The sequence below is a fragment of the Saccharothrix xinjiangensis genome (genome assembly GCF_039527585.1).
In the GTDB taxonomy this organism is placed as follows: Bacteria; Actinomycetota; Actinomycetes; order Mycobacteriales; family Pseudonocardiaceae; genus Actinosynnema; species Actinosynnema xinjiangensis.
In genome coordinates this window covers 436,969-457,018 of sequence record NZ_BAAAKE010000001.1, presented here as the reverse complement: position 1 = coordinate 457,018, position 20,050 = coordinate 436,969, and the positions used below count along the sequence as shown (strand labels likewise).

Below are 20,050 nucleotides of genomic sequence, written 5' to 3'. Positions count from 1 at the left end.
GATCACACGTTGGCACCGATGTCAGAGATCCCCGAAGGCGACTGCGGGCGAAGGGGAACTGAGAGTCTCGGGGCCGGCGACTACAGTGGTCCCACGGTGCCGCGCTCTCCACGGTCTGCCTGTGGTGAGCTCGAGGACCGCCGGCGCAGCAGTCAGGGAGTGCGAATGTTCGAAAGGTTCACCGACCGCGCGAGGCGGGTGGTTGTCCTGGCCCAAGAAGAGGCCCGGATGCTCAACCACAACTACATCGGCACCGAGCACATCCTCCTGGGGTTGATCCACGAGGGTGAAGGTGTCGCCGCCAAGGCGCTGGAGTCGTTGGGGATCGCGCTGGAGGGCGTGCGCCAGCAGGTCGAGGAGATCATCGGCCAAGGCCAGCAGGCCCCTTCCGGTCACATCCCCTTCACCCCGCGCGCCAAGAAGGTGCTCGAGCTGTCGTTGCGCGAGGCGCTCCAGCTCGGCCACAACTACATCGGCACCGAGCACATCCTGCTGGGTCTGATCCGCGAGGGCGAGGGCGTCGCGGCCCAGGTGCTCGTCAAGCTGGGCGCCGACCTCAACCGCGTGCGCCAGCAGGTGCTCCAGCTGCTGTCGGGCTACTCGGGCGGCAAGGAGCCCGCCGAGTCCGGCGGCCGCGGCGAGGGCACCCCGTCGTCGTCCCTGGTGCTCGACCAGTTCGGGCGCAACCTGACCGCGTCCGCGCGGGAGGGCAAGCTGGACCCGGTGATCGGGCGCACCAAGGAGATCGAGCGGGTCATGCAGGTGCTGTCCCGCCGCACCAAGAACAACCCGGTCCTGATCGGCGAGCCCGGCGTGGGCAAGACCGCCGTGGTCGAGGGCCTGGCCCAGATGGTCGTCAAGGGCGAGGTGCCCGAGACCCTCAAGGACAAGCAGCTCTACACCCTGGACCTGGGGTCCCTGGTGGCGGGCTCGCGGTACCGCGGTGACTTCGAGGAGCGCCTGAAGAAGGTGCTCAAGGAGATCCGCACCCGCGGCGACATCATCCTGTTCATCGACGAGATCCACACCCTGGTGGGTGCGGGCGCGGCCGAGGGCGCCATCGACGCGGCCTCGATCCTGAAGCCCATGCTGGCTCGCGGTGAGCTCCAGACCATCGGCGCGACGACCCTCGACGAGTACCGCAAGTACGTCGAGAAGGACCCCGCGCTGGAGCGCCGGTTCCAGCCGATCCAGGTCGGCGAGCCGTCGCTGGAGCACACCATCGAGATCCTGAAGGGTCTGCGCGACCGGTACGAGGCGCACCACCGCGTCTCGATCACCGACTCCGCGCTGGTGGCCGCGGCGACGCTGGCGGACCGGTACATCAACGACCGGTTCCTGCCCGACAAGGCGATCGACCTGATCGACGAGGCCGGGGCCCGGATGCGGATCCGCCGGATGACCGCGCCGCCGGACCTGCGCGAGTTCGACGAGAAGATCGCCGACGTGCGCCGGGACAAGGAGTCCGCGATCGACGCGCAGGACTTCGAGCGCGCGGCGAAGCTGCGGGACCAGGAGAAGCAGCTGCTCGGCCAGAAGGCCGAGCGGGAGAAGCAGTGGAAGGACGGCGACCTCGACGTCGTCGCCGAGGTCGACGACGAGCAGATCGCCGAGGTGCTGGCGAACTGGACCGGGATCCCGGTGTTCAAGCTCACCGAGGAGGAGACCACGCGTCTGCTCCGCATGGAGGACGAGCTGCACAAGCGGATCATCGGCCAGGTCGACGCGGTCAAGGCCGTGTCCCAGGCGATCCGCCGCACCCGGGCCGGGTTGAAGGACCCGAAGCGGCCGTCGGGCTCGTTCATCTTCGCCGGCCCGTCCGGCGTGGGCAAGACCGAGCTGTCCAAGGCGCTGGCGAACTTCCTGTTCGGCGAGGACGACGCCCTCATCCAGATCGACATGGGCGAGTTCCACGACCGGTACACCGCGTCGCGGCTGTTCGGCGCGCCTCCCGGGTACGTGGGCTACGAAGAGGGCGGCCAGCTGACGGAGAAGGTGCGTCGCAAGCCGTTCTCGGTGGTGCTGTTCGACGAGATCGAGAAGGCGCACCAGGAGGTCTACAACACGCTGTTGCAGGTGTTGGAGGACGGGCGCCTGACCGACGGCCAGGGCCGGACGGTGGACTTCAAGAACACCGTCATCATCTTCACGTCGAACCTGGGCACGTCGGACATCAGCAAGGCCGTGGGCTTGGGCTTCACCTCGGGTCAGGACACCGCGTCCAACTACGAGCGGATGAAGAACAAGGTCAACGACGAGCTGAAGAAGCACTTCCGGCCCGAGTTCCTCAACCGGATCGACGACATCATCGTCTTCCACCAGCTCACGCAGGACGAGATCATCAAGATGGTGGATCTCATGATCGCCCGCGTCGAGCAGCAGTTGAAGAACAAGGACATGGCGATCGAGCTGACGGATCGCGCGAAGAAGCTGCTGGCCAAGCGCGGGTTCGACCCCGTGCTGGGCGCGCGGCCGCTGCGCCGGACCATCCAGCGCGAGATCGAGGACCAGCTGTCGGAGAAGATCCTGTTCGGCGAGATCCAGGCCGGGCAGATCATCATCACCGACGTCGAGGGCTGGGACGGCGAGACCGAGTCGGACGACAAGGCGCGGTTCGTGTTCCGCGGTGAGTCGAAGCCGATGCGGGTGCCGGACGCGCCGCCGGTGGACCTCGCCTCCTCGGGTGGCGAGGGCGGCGGGGAGTCCGACGCCGAGTCTGCTTGATCTGAGTTGCTGGAACGCCCCCGGGACCGTTGGTCCCGGGGGCGTTCTTGGTTCACGGGCGGAAAGATAAAGCGGCGCTCGCCGCTGGGCAGGCCTCCGGGGAGGACACGAGCGGCTTGGGGTTCGTGCTGCTAGTGGAGGGTGCCGCTGGTGGGGGTGTGGAGGTCCTGGGGGGTGGTGAGGGTGGTGCGGATGATCAGGTCCAGGGCCTGTGCCGTGGTGACCAGGGGGAGGCTGGGGGCTGTGGTGGTCTGGTCCGGGGTGTAGGGGACGTGGACGAAGCCCGCTTTGAGGTGGGGGTGCTTCGTCGCGGCCAGGTGCATGAGGCCGTAGAAGACGTGGTTGCAGACGAAGGTGCCCGCGGTGTGGGAGACGGCGGCGGGGATGCCCGCGGCGGTGAGGGCGGCTGTGCAGGCCTTGACCGGGAGGGTGCTGAAGTAGGCGGTCGGGGCGTCGGGGACCACCCTGGTGTCCACCGGTTGGTTGCCGGCGTTGTCGGGGATGCGGGCGTCGTTGAGGTTGACGGCCACGCGTTCCGGGGTGATGTGCGGGCGGCCCCCCGCTTGGCCCACTGAGACCACCACGTCGTAGCGGCGGGTGGTGAGGGCGTCTTCGAGGACCCTCAGGGACTCGTCGAACACGCAGGGCAGTCGCAGGGTGGTCAGGTCGTACCCGGACGGCCGGACGGCGTTCGCCGCGTCCCACGACGGGTTGGTGCGCTGGCCGTCGAAGGGTTCGAAGCCCGTCAGCAATACCTCCATTCGGGCAGACTAGATGTCGTGGTCGAACTGGAGGGACGCCGGACCAGGCGTGGCGGGACGACGTTCTTGCTGGTCATGGCCTCGGTGGTGTTCCTGGTGGCCGGGTTCGTGCGGCTGCTGGGCGTGGATGGCACTCGTCACATGGTGGCCGCCACGGCGTTGACGCCCTACTTCACGGTGGGTGGCGCGGTGCTGGGGGTGGTGGCGTTGCTGCTGCGCCGGTGGGGTGTCGCGGTGGTGGTGCTGTCGCTGGCGGCGGTGCTGGTGGCGGCGGTCGCCCCCCGGGCCTTCCCGGATTCCCGGCCGGTGGGCGTGGGGCGGGACGTGACCGTGATGGCGTCGAACTTCCTGGTGGGGAAGGCCGATGCCGAGGTCGTGGTGGACCTCGTCCGGCGGCACCGGGTCGACGTGCTGGCGATGCAGGAGTTGACGCCGGCGATGGTCGGTGACCTCGACCGGGCCGGGTTGGGGTCCGTGCTGCCCCACCGGCACCTGCTGGACGAGCCCGGCGGGTCCGGGTCGGGGATCGCGTCGCGGTACCCGCTGACGGCCCGGGAGCTGACCGCGCCGAGTTCGTTGCGGCAGGCCGGGGCGCTGGTGGACCTGCCCGGCGACGACCTCGAAGTGGTGTCGGTGCACCCGTTGCCGCCGGTGGTCGAGGCCGGGCCCGAGACGTGGCAGCGGGACCTGGCCGGGCTGCCGGAGCGGGAGCTGGACGGGCCGGTGCGGGTGCTGGCGGGCGACTTCAACGCCACGCTGGACCACGTGGGGTTGCGGCGGCTGCTGAACAGCGGGTACGTGGACGCGGCGGACCAGGTCGGGGCGGGGTTGACGCCCACCTGGCCTTCCGGGGCGCTGTGGCCGCCGCCGGTGGTGATCGACCACGTGCTGGTGGACGGGCGGTGCCCGGTGGACTCCTTCGAGGTGGTGGACGTGCCGGGGACCGATCACCGGGCGGTGGTCAGCCGGTTCGTCGTGCCAGCTCGGTGAGGGCTTCGCGGGCGCCCAGGGGCAGGGAGACGCCCCGGTCGTGCCTGATGCCCGGCTCGCGGGGGTTGATGCGGATCAGGTTGCCCGTGGCGGCGGCGGCCAGCTCCGCCTGGCGGCGGACGGTGGGGACGGCGGTGCCCGCGCCGATCTCGATGACGGTGACGCCCCTCTTCCCGCGGCGCCAGGTGGCGAGGGCGTCCAGGGCTTCCCGGGAGCGGTGGGGCACCCAGGACCGGTCGCCGAACATGAGGATGTTCGGCCTGGCCAGGCCGCCGCAGTTCGGGCAGGTGGGGAGTGGGCCCTCGGCCCGCATGGTGTCCGGGTCGACGGTGACGCCCCGGTCGTTGGGCCAGGTGTCGTCCGTGCACGGCCCGGTGCACTGGAGGTGGTGGATCGAGCCGTGGACCTCGGCCACGTCGGTGAAGCCGGCCCGCTGGAACTGGCCGTCGACGTTGGAGGTGAAGACGCGGGCGTTCCAGCTCTTGAGGACGTGGAAGCCCTCGTGGGGCGCCGTGGCGCGGTAGAGGGCCAGGCGGTGGCCGTAGAAGCCCCAGGCGAGCGCCGGGTCCTCGGCGAAGTGGACCGGATCCGCCAGTTCCTCGAAGCGCAGGCCGAGGCGGGCGTAGGGCGGGTACGCCTGCCAGAAGCCGGTGGTGCCCCGGAAGTCCGGCAGGCCGGAGTCCACGCCCATGCCCGCGCCGGCGCACACGAGGATCGCGTCGGCGTTCGTGATGAGGTCCGCGGCCCGGTCGAGGGCCTCGCTCACCCCCGGGGTCGGGGGGTGGAGCTGAGGACGACCTCGAACTCCAGCAGGTCGGAGCCGGTGCCGACGGGCTTGGCGCGCTCGCCCGCGTGGGCCTCCTTGGCGCTGCCGCCCAGCCAGTTCCGGAAGTCCTCCTCGGTCTCCCACTGGGTCACCACGAAGTACCGGGTGTCGCCCTTGACCGGCCTGAGCAGCTGGAAGCCGAGGAAGCCGGGCTCGGAGTCGACGGCGCCCAGGCGCGCGGCGAACCGCTTCTCCAGCTCCGGGCCCGAGCCGTCGGGCACGTGGATCGCGTTGATCTTCACAACCGCCATGGGTCCGACGTTACAGGGGTTCGGCCTCGCGGCGGACGCGGTGGGTGCGGACCTTGTGGCGGTTGCCGCAGCGCTCCATGGAGCACCACCGCCGGCTGCCGGAGCGGGAGGTGTCGAGGAAGAGCAGCCGGCAGTCGTCGGCCGAGCACTCGCGGATGGCGCCGGTGGCGATGGTGCGCACGGCGTCGCGGGCCGCCGCGCCGAGGACCTGGGCGCCGGTCACCGGGGCCGCCCAGGCGAGGGCGAGGGTCCCCGGGTCGAGGCGGGGGCGCGGCGTCTCGGCGGTGGCGGCGTTGAGGGCTTCGACGTGCGCGGGGTCGGGCGCGGCGCCGTGGGCCAGGGCCCGCGCCACGCGCAGGAACGCGTCGCGGAGGGCCTTGACGCGTTCGAGGTCCTCGTGGGTGACGTGGACGTCGGTGATCGGGGCGGTGGTGGTGAGGCGGCAGTCGCGCAGCCAGGTGGCGAGGTCCTCCGGCGCGTGCAGGACCTCGTACCGGCGGTACTCGCCCGGACCGCCGGTGACCAGCAGTTCGAGGCTGAAGGAACCGGGGTCGAAGCGGTAGCGCCGGCCGTCGTGCCCGGTGAGGGTCCTGGCCCAGGTCGGCATGTAACCACTGTAGGCGGTTTCCCTCTACCGGCTTACCTGGTTACATGGGCGCCGTGATGGACGAGCTGATCGGGTTGGAAGAAGAGCTGTGGCGCGCGAACCGCGAGGGCGACGGCGCGTTCTACGAGCGGTCCCTGCGGGACGACGCGGTGGCGGTGAGCCAGTACGGCGTGATGACCAAGGCCGACGCCGTGGCGACCATCGGGGCGAACCGCAACCCGTACCTGAAGACCGCGCTGTCCGACGTCCGCGTGGTCGGGGTCGGCGACGGCGGCGCGGCGGTCACCTACCGGGTGGACGTGGTGGCCCTCGTCGGCGAGCGCGAGGTGGGGTTCTCGGCGCTGGCGACGACCGTGTACGCCCGCGAGGGCGACGGGTGGCTGGTGGCGCTCCACCAGCAGAGCCCGCTAGCGGCGTAGCGAACCCGGGTACAGGTGCTCGTCGGCCGGGATCTCGTCGCCGCGGAACCAGGCCGCGAAGAAGGCGTCGAGGTCCTGGCCGGACACCCGCTCGACGTGGGCCTCGAACTCGGGCCAGGACGCGTTGCCGCCCCGGTGCTCGGCGATCCACCCCTTGAGCACCCGGTCGAAGTCCTCGTCGCCGATCTGGCGGCGCAGGGCGTGCACGGCGAGCCGCCCCTTGTCGTAGACGCCGCGGAACTCGTTGCCGCGGCCCATGTCGTAGAGCTTGCGCCCCCAGTAGGCGTCGCGGTCGGCGACCTCGTCGATCGTGCCGCGGTAGAGGGCGTCGAGGTCGGCGCCGTTCCGGGCCTCGTCCCACAGCCACTCCGCGTAGCTGGCGATGCACTCGTTCAGGCAGATGTCGGACCAGCTCTCCACGGACACCAGGTCGCCGAACCACTGGTGGGCGTTCTCGTGCACCACGGTGTCCAGGCTCGCCCAGCCCGCGTAGACGGGCCTGGTCTGGGTCTCCAGGGAGAACCCGATGTCATCGGCCAGGAAGATGCCGCCGGCGCTGCCGAAGGGGTAGGGGCCGAACTTCTCGGAGAGGAAGTCGAGGACCTCCGGGAGCCTGCGCTGGTGTTGGCGGGCGGCCTCGGCGCCGGGCGCGTAGGCGTCGACCACCGGGGTGCCGTCGGCGAGGGTGGAGCGCTCGAACGTCCACCGCTCGACGGCGATGGTGGTCAGGTAGGTGGCCATCGGCTCCTCGGCCGCCCAGCGGAACGACGTCCAGCCGTCGGCGGTGACGGGCTCCTCCCGCTCGGTCCCGTTGGAGACGACCGACCAGCCCTCGGGGACGCGGGCGGTGACGGCGAACGTCGCCTTGTCGCGCGGGGTGTCGTTGGCGGGGAACCAGGTCGTCGCCGAGTGGGGCTCGCCGGCCGCGAACGCGCCGCCGCCCCGCGAGACCTGCCAGCCGCTGCTGCCCAGGGCCCGGTCCTTGAAGACGGTGGGCTCGCCGCCGTACCGCACGGTCGTGGTGAACCCCTCGCCGTCGGCCAGCGGCGTCCCCGGGGTGATCACCAGCTCGTGCTCGCCCTCCTGGTGGAAGGTCGCGGGCACCCCGCGCACCAGCACCTCGGTGACCTCCAGCCGGTACAGGTCCAGGTTGAACCGGGTGAGGGCGGCGGTGGCCGTGGCGGTGACCTCCGTCACGCCGTCCAGCCGTCCGGTGGCCGGGTCGTAGGTGACGCTGACGTCGTAGCCGCCGACGTCGTAGCCGGTGTTGCCGTCCTGCGGGTAGTACGCGTCGCCCGCGCCGTCGCCGCCCTCGGCGCCGACCACGGTCGGCGTGGTCGGGCCGGTGGTCGTCGGGCCCGCCTGCCGGTCGTGCGGCAGCCTGGCCACGAGGACGCCGGCGACCACCAGCACCAGGCAGAGGACGAGCAGGTACGGGCGCGCCTTGGAGCTGATGGCCATGGCGACATGATGCACGCATGAGCGTGGTGGAGTTCGGCGGCTCGGGGCCCGGCATCCTGCTGCTGCACGGCCTCATGAGCCGGGCGAGCACGTGGTGGACGGTCGCGCAGTGGCTCAAGCCTCACGGCCGGGTCGTCGGCCTCGACGCGCGCGGGCACGGGCGGAACCCCCGGCGCGGTCCCTTCCGGACCGAGGACTTCGTCGCCGACGCGGCGTCGGCGATCGAGCGGCTGGACCTGGGGCCGGCGGTGGTGGTCGGGCACTCCATGGGCGGCCTGCACGCGTGGGCGCTCGCCGCGCTGCGGCCCGACCTGGTGCGCGGGGTCGTCGCGGAGGACGTCGTGCCGGACAACCGGGGCCGCTCGGTCGACGAGTGGCGCTGGTACTTCGAGGCGTGGCCGGCGCCGTTCCGGTCGTTGGCGCACGTGCGGACGGTGGTGGACGTGCCGCGGGTGGAGGAGCTGTTCGAGGAGCGGGCCGACGGGTGGCACCTGATCGCCGAGCTGGACGACCTGTACGAGATCGCCGCGGAGTGGGGCGAGCGGTCCTACTGGGACTTCGTGGACGCGATCCGGTGCCCGCTGCTGGTGGTCGAGGCCGGGCGGGGCGCGCTGCCCGCGGGGCAGATGGCCGAGGTGGTCCGGCGGTGCGCGGCCCGGGGGCTCACCGCGCACCACGTGGTGGTGCCCGAGTCGGGGCACGTGGTGCACGACGAGGCCCCGGAGGTCTACCGGGGCGCGGTGGAGGCGTTCCTGAGCGGGTCGATCCCGCCGGTCTGAGTGTCCACGACGGCCACCTGGCGGGCCTTGGCGCGGATCGGGGCGACCGGGTGCAGCTCGGCGAACGCGGCCTTGACCGCGTCGTCGTCGCCGGTGAGCAGGGTGCAGTGCGGGGTCCAGCTGCCGGGCAGGTGCCGGGCGGTCGGGTGCTTCACGCGGCCCGCCAGCACGTCGTGGATCGCCGAGTGCACGGCCAGCAGCTCGGCGTCGACCACGGCGCCGAGCACCAGGGCGTCGTCGGTGGCGCTGAGCGCGTGCAGCCACAGGTCGGGCACCCAGAGGCGGGACAGGTCCTCGCGCAGCTCCGCGCGAACCTTGGGGCCGATGACGGCGGCGGACGCGCACGTCAGGTGGGGCGGCAGGTCCGGCGCGACGCCGATGCGCCGCCACAGCTCCCGCACGGCCCGGTCGGCCCCGTCGTCGAAGAAGACCACGAGCAGGTGCACCTAGTGCTCCCCGGGCAGCGCGAACAGGCCGTCGGCGGTCTGCTCGACCAGGCCGTCGACCAGCAGCGAGTGCAGGCACCGGTCCCGCTGGCCCGCGTCGGACCACACCACGTCGAGCCCGGTCTTGGCGACCGGTCCGGTGGTGCCGCGCAGCACGTCCAGCAGCAGGCCGCGCACCTGCCGGTCGGTGCCCGCGAACTTCTGCACCGCCTTGGCCGGGCCGTCGTAGGCGGGGCGGCCGTTGAGCTGCCAGGCGCAGGTGGCGAGGACGGGGCAGACGGCGCACTTGGGCGCGCGGGCCGTGCAGACCAGGGCGCCCAGCTCCATGAGCGCGGCCGAGTAGGTCGCGGCCCGCTCGTCGGGCAGCAGGGCGTCGACGTCGCGCAGGTCCTTCGTGGTCGACGGCGGGCCCGCGTCGCCCGCGCCGTGCACCGCTCGGGCGACCACGCGTCGCACGTTCGTGTCGACCACGGGGCACTTCTTCCCGTAGGCGAACGCGGCCACGGCGCGGGCCGTGTAGGCGCCGATGCCGGGCAGCGCGAGCAGCGTGTCCACGTCGTCCGGGACCACGTCGTCGTGCTGCTCGGCGATGGCGCCGGCGGCGGCGTGCAGCCGGAGGGCGCGCCGGGGGTAGCCGAGCTTGCCCCAGGCGCGCAGCACCTCGCCCTGCGTGGCGGCGGCCATGGCGGACGGCGTCGGCCAGCGGGCCAGCCACTCGCGCCAGATCGGCTCGACGCGGGCGACCGGCGTCTGCTGGAGCATGATCTCGCTGACCAGCACGCCCCACGCGGTGCACTCCGGCCGTCGCCAGGGCAGGTCGCGGGCGGTGTCGGCGAACCAGTCGAGGAGGAGGTCGGCGTCCAGGCTCATAACGCCGACCAGTGTTCCACGAACGGGTCAGGCGACCTCGACCAGCTCACCGGTGTGCACGTCGTAGACGAAGCCGCGGACCTTGTCCTTGTGGATCAGGAACGGGCTGTGCCGGACGCGGTTCACCGAGCCCCGGACGCTGTCCTTGACCTCGCGGAACGCCTCGACCGACCAGGTGGGCCGCAGGCCGGAGTCCTGCTCCAGCTCGTCCTTGAACGCGTCCTCGGTGACCATCTCCAGGCCGCAGTTGGTGTGGTGCACCAGGAGGACCTCCTCGGTGCCCAGCTTGCGCTGGCTGAGCGCGAGCGAGCGGATCATGTCGTCGGTGACGACGCCGCCCGCGTTGCGCAGCACGTGCGCCTCGCCCTGCTTGAGGCCGAAGATCTCGAACACCCGGATCCGCGAGTCCATGCAGGTCAGGATGGCGATCTTCATCGACGGCCGCGGCGACGAGCGGTCACCGGGGACGATGTTGCCGATCTCGGCGTTGCGGCGGAGCAGTTCGTCGATCGCGGTCATCGCGCACCTCCATGTCTCCCTGGGATTGGAACCCGGCTCCCGCATGCCGGCAAGCGGATCGGGCCGAGATCACGTTCACCACATCGGGGGACCGCCGCTGAGCGGTCCATTCCAGGTCGCAAGGATATTTTCGTCGGGTGACCGAGCCAACGGGCCCTCTCCCGCCGTCGGTGTACCGGCGGCGGCGGGCCCTGGCGGTCGCGGTGGCGACGATCGCGCTGGTCGGCCTGGCCTGGCTGGTCGCCGTCCTGTCCGGCGACCCCGACCCCGCCGCGCCGCGGCCGGTCGACCCGACCCCGGCCGCACCACCGGTGACGCCGGCCGCCGCGCCCTCCACCGCCCCGGGCACGACGGCGCCCACCCCACCGCCCGGACCGCCGCCGCCGTGCGAGGACGCCCAGCTCCACGTGGTCGCCGAGCTGGACGAGCCCGCGGTCGCGGCGGGCGAGGGGGTGGGTCTGGCCATCGCGGTCTCCAACGCGGGGCAGCTGCCGTGCGCGAAGGACATCGGGCGGCACGTGCGCGAGCTCGTGGTCACCGCGGTCGACGGCGGGACCCGGCTGTGGTCGAGCAACGACTGCTTCGCCACCGGTGGCTCCGAGGTGCGCGTGCTGCGGCCGGGCGAGCGGTTCACCTACGGCCTGCGCTGGTCGGGCACCACGTCGGAACCGGGCTGCGGCGGCCACCGGCGGCTCGGGCCCGGCGACTACCTGCTGGTCGCGAAGGTGGCGGGCAAGGCGAGCGACCCGGTGGTGTTCCGGCTGACCTGATCACCCGGCCCGGTTCGGCTCCCACCCCAGCGCCGGGCCGAGCTTCGTGGCGATGTCGGTCAGGAGCTGCGCGTAGTCCTCGGGCCCGAAGGTGAACGGCAGGGCGAAGACCGCCTCGTCCACCTCCCGGAAGGCGGCGTCGGCGTACAGGCGCTCGGCGATCCCCTCCGCGGGGCCCACGAGGTCCGGCGCGAACCACAGGGCGTTCGGCCCCTGCGGGCTGCTGGTGCGCGGCAGGCGCCCGGCCGCGTAGCCCTCGTACTTCGCGCGCTGCTCGGCGGTCGCGCTGTCGGTGGGGATGACGACCAGCCCCTGCGAGACGCGGCCCGCGCCGGGGTGCGCGGCCCGGAACGCCTCCACGTGGGAGCGCTGGATGTCGGCGAACCCCTCCGGGCGGCCCTCGCCCTTGACCACGTTGCTGACCATGAAGTTCATCCGGTTCTCGCCCGCCCAGCGGGCCGAGGCCAGGCTGCCGCCGCCGTACCAGGCGCGGTCGCGCAGGCCGGGGGAGTGCGGTTGGACGCGCCGGGAGAACACCTCGATGCCCTCGGCGCCCTCGAAGTCGCTGACGGGCTCGCCGGCCAGCGCGTCGAGCAGGCGCCGGACGCGCCGGTGGCCGAAGTCCTCGACGTCGGCGGTGTCCGGGTAGAGGGCGTGCTTCACCTGCTCGTAGTGGATCGGCGGGCCGACGCTGACGCCGGGGTTGAGCCGACCGCCGGACAGCACGTCGACCGTTGCCAGGTCCTCGGCGAGGCGGACCGGGTTCTCCCAGCCCAGCGGGGTGACGGCGGTGCCCAGCTCGATGCGCGAGGTGCGCTGGGACGCCGCGGCCAGCACGGCGACGGGCGAGGAGATGCCGAACTGGAGGTGCCGGTGCCGCACCCAGGCGCTGTCGAGGCCCAGGTCCTCGCCCAGCCGGATGACGTCCAGCGTCGACTCGTGGCCGCGGCGGGGGTCGGCCTCGTCGAACAGGCCGATGGTCAGGAAGCCGAGGCGGCGGAGCGGCTGCGAGGGGAGCGGCATGGTCCCGATTGTCGTCCCGCGCGGCCGGGGGTCCACGTGGTGGAACGTCCACCCGGCGGCGTGCGGGGCCCGGCGCGCCGGGTTGCGGCACGGCGGAACAGGGGTCCCCGGGCGAGGACCCCCCGTGCGGCGGTCATGCGTGCGGTGCCCGGGCGGGTCAGGGCCCGAACCAGCGCTCCTCGGCCGTGCCGCGCGGTGGCGCGGCGGTGACGCCGTGGATCAGCTCCGTGGCCAGGGTGACCGAGCGGGGCCGGGTGCGCTCCGCCGAGTCCAGCAGCAGCTTGCCCGCCGCGCGGCCCTTCTCCAGCACCGGCTGCCGGACGGTGGTCAGGCCGGCCTGCTCGGCCTCCCGGATGCCGTCGAAGCCGGTGACGGTCAGGTCCTGCGGCACGCGCAGCCCGCGCCGCTGCGCCTCGCCGAGCGCGCCCAGCGCCAGGATGTCCGAGGTGCAGACCAGCGCCGTGATCTGCGGGTCGCGGTCCAGCACCTGGGCGGCGGCCGAGGCGCCCGAGGCGGTGGTGTGGTCGAAGCGCTCGACCACGGGGATCGCGTTCCAGTCGACGCCCACCGAGCCGAAGGCCTGCGCGAGGCCCGCCAGGCGCGCCCGCTGCACGTGGAAGTGCGCCGCCGCCTGCCGCTCCGCCGTGACGAAGCCGTCGTTGCGGTCGCGGGCCAGCCGCATGCACACCACGCCGACCCGCCGGTGCCCCAGCGAGATCAGGTGCTGCGCCAGGGAGTTCATCGCGGCCTGGTCGTCGATGCCGACGCGGTCGACGTCGTCGATGTCGGGCTGGTCGCACACGACGGTCGGCACCGGCCGCTCCAGCACGGCGGCGAGGTGCGGGTCGTCGTCGGGCACCGAGTAGACGACGAAGCCGTCCACCCCCGCCCGGTGCACCGCCGCCACGTCCTCGCGCTCGGGGTTCGCGGGCACGAGCAGCAGCCCCTGCCCGGCGTCCTCGCACGCGAGCGCCAGGCCCTCCAGGAACCCGATCGCCGCCGGGTCGCGGAACGCGTAGGACAGGTTCTCGGTGAGCAGCAGGCCCACCGCACCGGCCTTGCGCGTGCGCAGTGAACGGGCCACCGGGTCGGGGCCCGGGTAGCCGAGTCTTCTCGCTGTCTCCAACACCCGGCGTCGCAGCTCCGGCGAGAGCTGGTCGGGACGGTTGTACGCGTTGGACACCGTTGTCCGGGAAACACCCAGCTCCGCCGCCAGTGAGGCGAGCGTCGCCGGGCGTCGCACATGCATCGACCGCGCCATGAAGTGACCGTAACGGTTCAGAACCAATTACAGAAGTGGGGGTGACGGGCGTCCCTCAAATTCACCATCAGCGCAGGTGATTGCAGGTTACTTAACAGTACTTTGGTCTAAACCAATGAGGGTGGCGCGGACGACTCGCGCACCACCAGCTTGGGGCGGAACACGCGCGTGTAATTGCCCGCCGGCCGACGCCGCCGATCGGGGTCGAGCCGGTGCACCAGCTCGTCCACCGCGGCCGCCGCCATTTCCTCGATCGGCTGCGCCAGGGTGGTCAACGACGGCGAGCAGTACGACGCCAGCGGGATGTCGTCGAAGCCGACCACGGCCAGGTCGCCCGGCACCCGCAGCCCGCGGCGGTGCGCCTCCCGCAGCACGCCGATCGCCATGTGGTCGGACGAGCAGATCACCGCGGTCGGCCGCACCGTGTCCAGCAGCGCGGCCACGGCCGTCGCGCCGCCCTCCGGCCCGAACGGCCCGTGCGCCACGAAGTCCGACGACGCGGGCAGCCCGTCCTCCTCCAGCGCCGCCGCCCACCCGGCGCGCTTGAGCCGCGACGGCAGCGACCGCGCCGGCCCGGAGACGAACCCGATCCGCCGGTGACCCAGCTCCACCAGGTGCCGCGTCGCCGCGTACCCGGCGTGCTGCTCGTCCACGGTCACGTCCGGCACGTCCAGCGACGGCGTGGCCCCGTTGACGAACACCATGTGCACGCCGTCGCCCAGCAGCTTCGCGTAGTACGACGGCCGCGGCGCCTGCCCGAGCGGCACCTCCGTGTTGGTGATCTCCGGCGACACGAACACCATGCCCTCGACGCCGCGCGCGAGGAGCATCCGCACGTACTCCTCCTCGCCCATGGCGGCCGCGCCGGTGGCGCGCGTGTTGCACAGCAGCGACGAGTAGCCCAGGCGCGCCGCGCGGACCTCCAGCGCCTCGGCGAACGCCGGGAACACCGGGTTCGACAGCTCGGGCACCAGCAGCCCGATCACGCCCGTCCGCTGGAGCGCCCCCAACCCGCGAGGCGTGTAGGGCATCTCGGCGAGCACGGCGAGCACGCGCTGGCGCGTTTCGTCGTTGACACCCGCCCGGCGGTTGAGCACCCGGCTGACCGTCGAGATGCTCACCCCGGCTGCCCTGGCGATCTCGGACAGACCGGACACCATGCCTCCTCGCTTGGGTTGTGGGTGACGTGCAGCCTGCCGCCAGCGGCAAATTTTTGCAACGCCCATCACGGTTTCGCCCGGGATCGCCGGGCCGTTACGGCTTGGTTACCGTCCTGGCCTTGACCCGGCCCAGGTCGGCGGGATGAAATCCGCGTCAACAATTTCGCAAGTTCTTGCAAGAGCCTTCATCGCGATGAAGGTCCAGCAGGAGGGACGACAGCAACGATGCGACGTACCACCCTCGTGACCGCAGTGGCGGCAGCAAGCGCCCTCGTCCTCACCGCGTGCGGCGGTGGTGACGGCGGATCGGACGCCGGCGATTCCGGCGAGGTCACCTTCTGGGACACCAGCGGCCCCAACGAGAGCCCGGTGTTCACCAAGCTGGCTCAGGACTGCGCCACCAAGGGCGGCTACAAGGTCAAGGCCGAGACCGTCGCCTTCGACCAGGCGCTCAACAACTACCGGACCGCCGCGCAGGGCGGCCAGGGCCCCGACGTGTTCCGCGCCGAGGTCGCCTGGGTGCCGCAGCTGGCCAAGCTGGGCTACGTCGTCGACCTGACCGGCACCGAGCTGGCGGGCGACACCTCCGACTTCCTGGAGACCCCGCTGGGCTCCACGAAGTTCGAGGGCAAGTCCTACGGCGTGCCCCAGGTCACCGACTCCCTGGCGCTGTTCTACAACAAGAAGCTGCTGGCCGACGCGGGCGTCGAGCCGCCGAAGACCTGGGCCGAGGTCCAGGCCGCCGCCGCCAAGCTCGGCGGCGAGAAGACCATCTTCATCAACAACGACGCCTACTACGCGCTGCCGTTCATCTACGGCGCGGGCGGCGACCTGGTCGACGCCGACGCGAAGGAGATCGTGGTCAACTCCGCCGAGAACGTGAAGGCGCTGGAGACCGCCAAGGGCCTGCTGGACGCCAAGGCCGCGACCACCGCGCTCGACCCGGCCAACTCCTACAACAACATGCAGGCCGCGTTCACCTCCGGCGAGGTCGCCATGGTGGTCAACGGCCCGTGGTCGGTCGCCGACTACCTCAAGGGCGCCGCGTTCACCGACGCCGCCAACCTCGGCATCGCGCCCGTGCCCGGCGAGACCGCCGGCGAGGGCTCCGCGCCGGTCGGCGGCCACAACTACGTGATCCGCCAGGGCACCAAGGCCAAGGACTCCTCGGTCAAGTTCATCGCCTGCATGAGCAGCGTCGAGTCGCAGGTGGCCGTCGCCAAGGAGCTGGGCCTGCTGCCCACCCGCAAGTCCGCCTACGAGAACGCCGACGTCAAGGCCAACGAGGTCGTCTCCGCGTTCGAGCCGGTCGTCACGTCCGCGCACGCGCGCGCCTGGATCCCCGAGGGCGGCCAGCTGTTCGACCCGCTGAAGATCGCCTACGCCGACTTCCTGGCCGGCAAGAAGGACGCCAAGACCGCGCTGGACGAGGTCGCCAAGGCCTACAAGGACACCGTCGTCCCCGAGTACACCGTCGGCTGACACGGCCCCGTGAGGGCTTCCCCGCCCGGGGGAGCCCCCACGGGCACGCGGAAGGGAGACTTCGGTGCGCAGGTTCCTGGACCGGCACTGGTACGCGTACGCGATGGTGCTGCCGGTCGTGGTGGTCATCGCGGTGCTGGTGCTGTTCCCGCTCGCCCAGGGCGTGTACTTCACCTTCACCGACATCAACGAGGGCAACATCGCCAACCCGGTCCTCGACCGGCCGGCGAGCTACGACTGGGTGGGGCTGGGCAACTACCTCAACGTCCTGTCCGGCGACACCAGCTTCGGCTCCTTCTGGGGCACGCTGGTCCGCACGCTGATCTGGACGTTCGGGTGCGTGTTCTGCCACTACACCATCGGCCTCGGCCTCGCCCTGCTGCTCAACCGGCAGGTGCGCGGGCGGGCGGTGTACCGGGTGCTGCTGATCCTGCCGTGGGCGGTGCCCGCGTTCATCAGCGCGTTCGCGTGGAAGTACATGTTCAACGCGCAGTACGGGATCATCAACCAGGCCCTGCGGGCCGTCGGCCTGCCCGACCCGGTGTGGCTGGGCCAGTCGGACTGGGCGCTGGTCGCGGTCATGGTCGTCAACACCTGGCTCGGCGTGCCGTTCATGATGGTGGCGCTGCTGGGCGGCCTCCAGTCCATCCCGGGCGACCTCTACGAGGCGGCCGAGGTGGACGGCGCCTCGGCGTGGCAGCGGTTCCGGCACGTGACGCTGCCCGGGTTGCAGGCGGTGTCCAGCACGGTGGTGCTGCTGGGCATCATCTGGACGTTCAACATGTTCGCGATCATCTACCTGATCACCGGGCCGAACCCCAACACGCGGATCCTCGTGACCTACGCGTTCGAGCGGTTCTTCTCCGGCGCGTCCCGCGACTACGCGGTGGCGTCCACCTACGGCGTGCTGATCCTGTCCGTGCTGCTCGTGTTCGCGGGCGTGTACCGGCGCGCGCTGCGCAAGCAAGGCGAGGTGTGGTGATGTCGGTCGAGGCGGCTTCCTTCACGGCGGCCCAGCCGGTCCGGGCGCCCAAGCGCTCCGAGCGGTCGAGGTTGGCCAGCGTCGGCCTGCACGCCGCGCTGGTCGTCGCGTCGCTGATCGCGGTGTTCCCGGTGTTCTGGGTGCTGGTGACGTCGTTCAAGCCGGACGCGCGGGCCGTGGAGACCACGCCGAAGCTGGTCAACGAGTCGAGCCTGGACAACTACGCGCGCATCCTGTCCGGGGAGAAGGGCGACTTCCTGGCCTGGTTCGGCAACTCGGTGCTGATCGCCCTGATGACCACGGTGCTCGCGGTGTTCCTGTCGGCGACCACGGGCTACGCGGCCTCGCGGTTCCGCTTCCCCGGCAAGCGGTCGCTGATGCTGTCGTTCCTGGTCGTGCAGATGTTCCCGTTCGCGGTGCTGATCGTGCCGCTGTACAACATCCTGCTCGAACTGGGGTTGCAGGGCACGTCGTTCGGCCTGGTGCTCGTGTACTGCACCACCGCGGTGCCGTTCTGCACCTACATGCTGAAGGGCTACTTCGACACCATCCCCGGCGACATCGACGAGGCGGGCCGCGTGGACGGCCTGTCCCCGTTCGGCGTCTTCTGGCGGCTGGTGCTGCCGCTGGCCCGGCCGGGCCTGGCGGTGACCGCGTTCTACGCGTTCCTCACGGCGTGGGGCGAGGTGGCGTTCGCGTCGGCGTTCCTGTCGGCGGCGGACGAGTCGAAGACGCTGGCGGTCGGGTTGCAGGTGTTCGTGCAGCAGAACCGGACCGAGTGGGGCCACCTGGCGGCGGCGTCGATCCTGGTGGCGATCCCGGCGATCGTGGTGTTCTACCTGGTCCAGCGGTTCCTGGTGACCGGCCTGTCGTCAGGCGCGGTCAAGGGGTAGGCCCGAGGCTGCGGTGGGCCCGCCGTCCCACCGCAGCCGGCAGACCGCCGGCATGGGCACGCCCACCAGGAACGGCCAGTCCACCGCGTGACCGGCGGCGAGCAGCGCGCGGGCGGCGAACGTGCCGTGCGTGCCGATGAGCACGACGCCGCCTTCGTGCTCGCGGGCGACGGCGTCGAGCGCTTCCAGCCCCCGGTCGGTGAGCGCGTTCGAGCTCTCGCCACCCTCCGGGTCGGCCCAGCTGCGGGCGTGGTGGCGGGCGTGGTCAGGGGTCGGCCGGGGTGGGGATCACGGAGCGGGCGTGGCGGACCAGGACCAGGTCGGTCGGCACGCACCAGGCATACCGGCCCGGTTCGGACCGCGATGACCTCGACCACGGGTTCCAGGCCCGCGAAGTCCTCCGCGTCGCGGGTGTAGGGGGCAGGTCGTTCGACGAGGCGATGGCCTCCCTCCCGTCGAAGGGCAGCGGCTCGAAGTTCGCGATGGCGGCGCTCCCGGGGGTCGTCGTCGCCGAAGCGTCGAAAACTAGACCAATCCACCCGTTCCCGTAAGCGCTTGCGATCCCTAACGTTGCGGCAAAGCTTGGTAGTGAAAGGTGCGTCACATGGCAGAGGTCGCCTACGTCAAGGCGTCGCGGATCTTCCCCGGCAACCCGCCGGTCCGCGCGGTCGACGAGTTGTCCCTGGATGTCGCCGACGGCGAGTTCCTCGTCCTGGTCGGTCCGTCCGGCTCGGGCAAGTCCACCGCGCTGCGCATGCTCGCGGGCCTGGAGGACGTCGACGAGGGCGCCATCCACATCGGCGGCAAGGACGTCACCAACGTCCCGCCGAAGGGCCGCGACATCGCCATGGTGTTCCAGTCCTACGCGCTCTACCCGCACATGACCGTCGCGGAGAACATGGGCTTCGCGCTCAAGCTGCGCGGCGTGAACAAGGCCGAGATCAAGGAGAAGGTCGCCGAGGCGGCCAAGATGCTCGACCTGACCAAGTACCTGGACCGCAAGCCGAAGGCCCTGTCCGGCGGTCAGCGCCAGCGCGTCGCGATGGGCCGCGCGATCGTGCGCGAGCCCTCCGTGTTCCTCATGGACGAGCCGCTGTCCAACCTGGACGCGAAGCTGCGCGTGGAGACCCGCGCGAACATCGCCGCCCTCCAGGCGCGGCTCGGCACCACCACGATCTACGTCACGCACGACCAGGTCGAGGCCATGACCATGGGCCACCGCGTGGCGGTGCTCAAGGACGGCCTGCTCCAGCAGTGCGACACCCCGCGCAACCTGTACGACAAGCCGGCCAACGCGTTCGTCGCGGGCTTCATGGGCTCGCCCGCCATGAACCTCAAGACCGTGCCGCTGACCGGCGAGGGCGCGAAGCTCGACGGCGTCGTGGTGCCGCTGGAGCGGCGCGCGCTGGACCGGGCCGCGGCCGAGGGCCTGTCCGAGGTCACCTTCGGCGTGCGGCCCGAGTCGCTGGGCCTGGTCTCCTCCGCCGAGCACGGCATGGAGATGGTCGTCGAGCTGGTCGAGGAGCTGGGCGCGGACGCGTTGCTGCACGGCTCGGTCCGCATCAACGGCACCCCCGAGCGGTTCGTGGTCCGCGTCGACGGCCGCACGCCGCCGACCCTGGGCCAGACGGTGAAGGTGTCCGTCCGCGACGCCGGCGAGGTCCACCTGTTCCACCCGGAGAACGGTCTGCGCCTGACCGACTGACACCGGTGTTCCCGGAGGGCCGTTCCCGCGTGCGGGGGCGGCCCTCCGGCGTGTCCTGGGCCACTCGGTCCCCACCATCACTCGGTCGGCGCCTTCCGCGGTCGCGGGGAGTTCTAAACTG

21 protein-coding genes and 1 pseudogene are annotated in these 20,050 nt (G+C 71.7%); 10 read left to right on the top strand and 12 right to left on the bottom strand.

Features of this window, described 5'->3' with window-relative positions; genetic code table 11:
* Positions 1 to 165: 165 nt before the first annotated feature.
* Complete coding sequence (locus tag ABD223_RS02140) at positions 166 to 2,724, top strand: ATP-dependent Clp protease ATP-binding subunit (RefSeq protein ID WP_344034094.1); 2,559 nt, start codon at positions 166 to 168, stop codon at positions 2,722 to 2,724.
* A gap of 131 nt (positions 2,725 to 2,855) precedes the next feature.
* Here the strand turns inward: ABD223_RS02140 and pcp are convergent, their stop codons facing one another.
* Positions 2,856 to 3,485 carry a pyroglutamyl-peptidase I gene (gene pcp, locus ABD223_RS02135; protein ID WP_344034093.1) on the bottom strand — a complete coding sequence of 210 codons (630 nt, stop codon included), beginning with the start codon at positions 3,483 to 3,485 and terminating at the stop codon, positions 2,856 to 2,858.
* 18 nt (positions 3,486 to 3,503) lie between these two features.
* On the opposite strand from pcp, the gene ABD223_RS02130 reads away from it, so the two are divergent.
* Positions 3,504 to 4,475: an endonuclease/exonuclease/phosphatase family protein gene (locus ABD223_RS02130; RefSeq protein WP_344034092.1), complete on the top strand. Its 972-nt coding sequence runs from the start codon at positions 3,504 to 3,506 to the stop codon at positions 4,473 to 4,475.
* Here the strand turns inward: ABD223_RS02130 and ABD223_RS02125 are convergent.
* From ABD223_RS02125 to ABD223_RS02115, 3 genes are read right to left on the bottom strand one after another with little or no spacing between them, the layout of a single operon-like run.
* Positions 4,447 to 5,241, bottom strand: coding sequence for an SIR2 family NAD-dependent protein deacylase (locus ABD223_RS02125; RefSeq protein ID WP_344034091.1), 795 nt, complete (start codon positions 5,239 to 5,241; stop codon positions 4,447 to 4,449). The two genes, ABD223_RS02130 and ABD223_RS02125, sit on opposite strands and share 29 nt — an antisense overlap.
* Positions 5,238 to 5,552: an antibiotic biosynthesis monooxygenase family protein gene (locus tag ABD223_RS02120; RefSeq protein ID WP_344034090.1), complete on the bottom strand. Its 315-nt coding sequence runs from the start codon at positions 5,550 to 5,552 to the stop codon at positions 5,238 to 5,240. The genes ABD223_RS02125 and ABD223_RS02120 overlap by 4 nt, the downstream gene beginning before the upstream one ends.
* Before the next feature lie 10 nt (positions 5,553 to 5,562).
* On the bottom strand, positions 5,563 to 6,159 hold the full coding sequence (locus ABD223_RS02115; protein ID WP_344034089.1) for a CGNR zinc finger domain-containing protein: 597 nt from the start codon (positions 6,157 to 6,159) through the stop codon (positions 5,563 to 5,565).
* Between the two features lie 44 nt (positions 6,160 to 6,203).
* On the opposite strand from ABD223_RS02115, the gene ABD223_RS02110 reads away from it, so the two are divergent.
* A complete protein-coding gene (locus ABD223_RS02110) occupies positions 6,204 to 6,578 on the top strand; it encodes a nuclear transport factor 2 family protein (RefSeq protein WP_344034088.1) in 375 nt (124 codons plus the stop codon).
* Here the strand turns inward: ABD223_RS02110 and ABD223_RS02105 are convergent.
* The gene (locus ABD223_RS02105; protein WP_344034086.1) at positions 6,567 to 8,039 is read right to left on the bottom strand and encodes a M1 family metallopeptidase; all 1,473 of its coding nucleotides are present in this window, start codon (positions 8,037 to 8,039) and stop codon (positions 6,567 to 6,569) included. The two genes, ABD223_RS02110 and ABD223_RS02105, sit on opposite strands and share 12 nt — an antisense overlap.
* Before the next feature lie 17 nt (positions 8,040 to 8,056).
* Between ABD223_RS02105 and ABD223_RS02100 the strand changes: the two genes are divergently transcribed.
* Positions 8,057 to 8,818, top strand: a complete 762-nt coding sequence (locus ABD223_RS02100; RefSeq protein ID WP_344034085.1) for an alpha/beta fold hydrolase — start codon at positions 8,057 to 8,059, stop codon at positions 8,816 to 8,818.
* On the opposite strand, the gene ABD223_RS02095 is transcribed toward ABD223_RS02100, so the two are convergent.
* The 3 genes from ABD223_RS02095 to ABD223_RS02085 are packed head-to-tail and all read right to left on the bottom strand — an operon-like array spanning position 8,767 to position 10,653.
* Complete coding sequence (locus ABD223_RS02095) at positions 8,767 to 9,264, bottom strand: 2'-5' RNA ligase family protein (RefSeq protein WP_344034084.1); 498 nt, start codon at positions 9,262 to 9,264, stop codon at positions 8,767 to 8,769. The genes ABD223_RS02100 and ABD223_RS02095 overlap by 52 nt on opposite strands.
* Positions 9,265 to 10,134 (bottom strand): HhH-GPD family protein, encoded by an 870-nt coding sequence (locus ABD223_RS02090; protein ID WP_344034083.1) that lies wholly within the window; start codon positions 10,132 to 10,134, stop codon positions 9,265 to 9,267.
* A 27-nt stretch (positions 10,135 to 10,161) separates the two neighbouring features.
* Positions 10,162 to 10,653, bottom strand: coding sequence for a beta-class carbonic anhydrase (locus ABD223_RS02085; RefSeq protein WP_344034082.1), 492 nt, complete (start codon positions 10,651 to 10,653; stop codon positions 10,162 to 10,164).
* Between the two features lie 137 nt (positions 10,654 to 10,790).
* Here ABD223_RS02085 and ABD223_RS02080 point away from each other — a divergent pair, with 137 nt between their 5' ends.
* Positions 10,791 to 11,423 (top strand): hypothetical protein, encoded by a 633-nt coding sequence (locus ABD223_RS02080; RefSeq protein WP_344034081.1) that lies wholly within the window; start codon positions 10,791 to 10,793, stop codon positions 11,421 to 11,423.
* Here the strand turns inward: ABD223_RS02080 and ABD223_RS02075 are convergent, their stop codons facing one another.
* The 3 genes from ABD223_RS02075 to ABD223_RS02065 all read right to left on the bottom strand — a co-directional run bounded on the left by ABD223_RS02075 (position 11,424) and on the right by ABD223_RS02065 (position 14,864).
* The gene (locus tag ABD223_RS02075) at positions 11,424 to 12,446 is read right to left on the bottom strand and encodes an LLM class flavin-dependent oxidoreductase (protein WP_344034080.1); all 1,023 of its coding nucleotides are present in this window, start codon (positions 12,444 to 12,446) and stop codon (positions 11,424 to 11,426) included.
* 157 nt (positions 12,447 to 12,603) lie between these two features.
* Positions 12,604 to 13,707 (bottom strand): LacI family DNA-binding transcriptional regulator, encoded by a 1,104-nt coding sequence (locus tag ABD223_RS02070; protein WP_344034079.1) that lies wholly within the window; start codon positions 13,705 to 13,707, stop codon positions 12,604 to 12,606.
* A 107-nt stretch (positions 13,708 to 13,814) separates the two neighbouring features.
* Entirely contained in the window at positions 13,815 to 14,864 is a 1,050-nt protein-coding gene (locus tag ABD223_RS02065; RefSeq protein ID WP_344034077.1) for a LacI family DNA-binding transcriptional regulator, read from the bottom strand.
* Between the two features lie 228 nt (positions 14,865 to 15,092).
* Here ABD223_RS02065 and ABD223_RS02060 point away from each other — a divergent pair, with 228 nt between their 5' ends.
* From ABD223_RS02060 to ABD223_RS02050, 3 genes are all read left to right on the top strand, one after another.
* Entirely contained in the window at positions 15,093 to 16,349 is a 1,257-nt protein-coding gene (locus tag ABD223_RS02060; protein ID WP_344034076.1) for an extracellular solute-binding protein, read from the top strand.
* Between the two features lie 64 nt (positions 16,350 to 16,413).
* Positions 16,414 to 17,331, top strand: a complete 918-nt coding sequence (locus tag ABD223_RS02055; protein WP_344034075.1) for a carbohydrate ABC transporter permease — start codon at positions 16,414 to 16,416, stop codon at positions 17,329 to 17,331.
* Positions 17,331 to 18,224 carry a sugar ABC transporter permease gene (locus ABD223_RS02050; protein WP_344034074.1) on the top strand — a complete coding sequence of 298 codons (894 nt, stop codon included), beginning with the start codon at positions 17,331 to 17,333 and terminating at the stop codon, positions 18,222 to 18,224. Before ABD223_RS02055 ends, ABD223_RS02050 begins: the two co-directional genes overlap by 1 nt.
* On the opposite strand, the pseudogene ABD223_RS02045 reads toward ABD223_RS02050, so the two are convergent.
* Positions 18,204 to 18,473: pseudogene (locus ABD223_RS02045) on the bottom strand (histidine phosphatase family protein); the annotation flags it as partial. The gene ABD223_RS02050 and the pseudogene ABD223_RS02045 overlap by 21 nt on opposite strands.
* Before the next feature lie 32 nt (positions 18,474 to 18,505).
* Here ABD223_RS02045 and ABD223_RS02040 point away from each other — a divergent pair.
* Both ABD223_RS02040 and ABD223_RS02035 read left to right on the top strand, forming a co-directional pair.
* Entirely contained in the window at positions 18,506 to 18,775 is a 270-nt protein-coding gene (locus tag ABD223_RS02040; RefSeq protein WP_344034073.1) for a hypothetical protein, read from the top strand.
* Between the two features lie 53 nt (positions 18,776 to 18,828).
* The gene (locus tag ABD223_RS02035; RefSeq protein ID WP_344034072.1) at positions 18,829 to 19,929 is read left to right on the top strand and encodes an ABC transporter ATP-binding protein; all 1,101 of its coding nucleotides are present in this window, start codon (positions 18,829 to 18,831) and stop codon (positions 19,927 to 19,929) included.
* Positions 19,930 to 20,050: the final 121 nt, after the last annotated feature.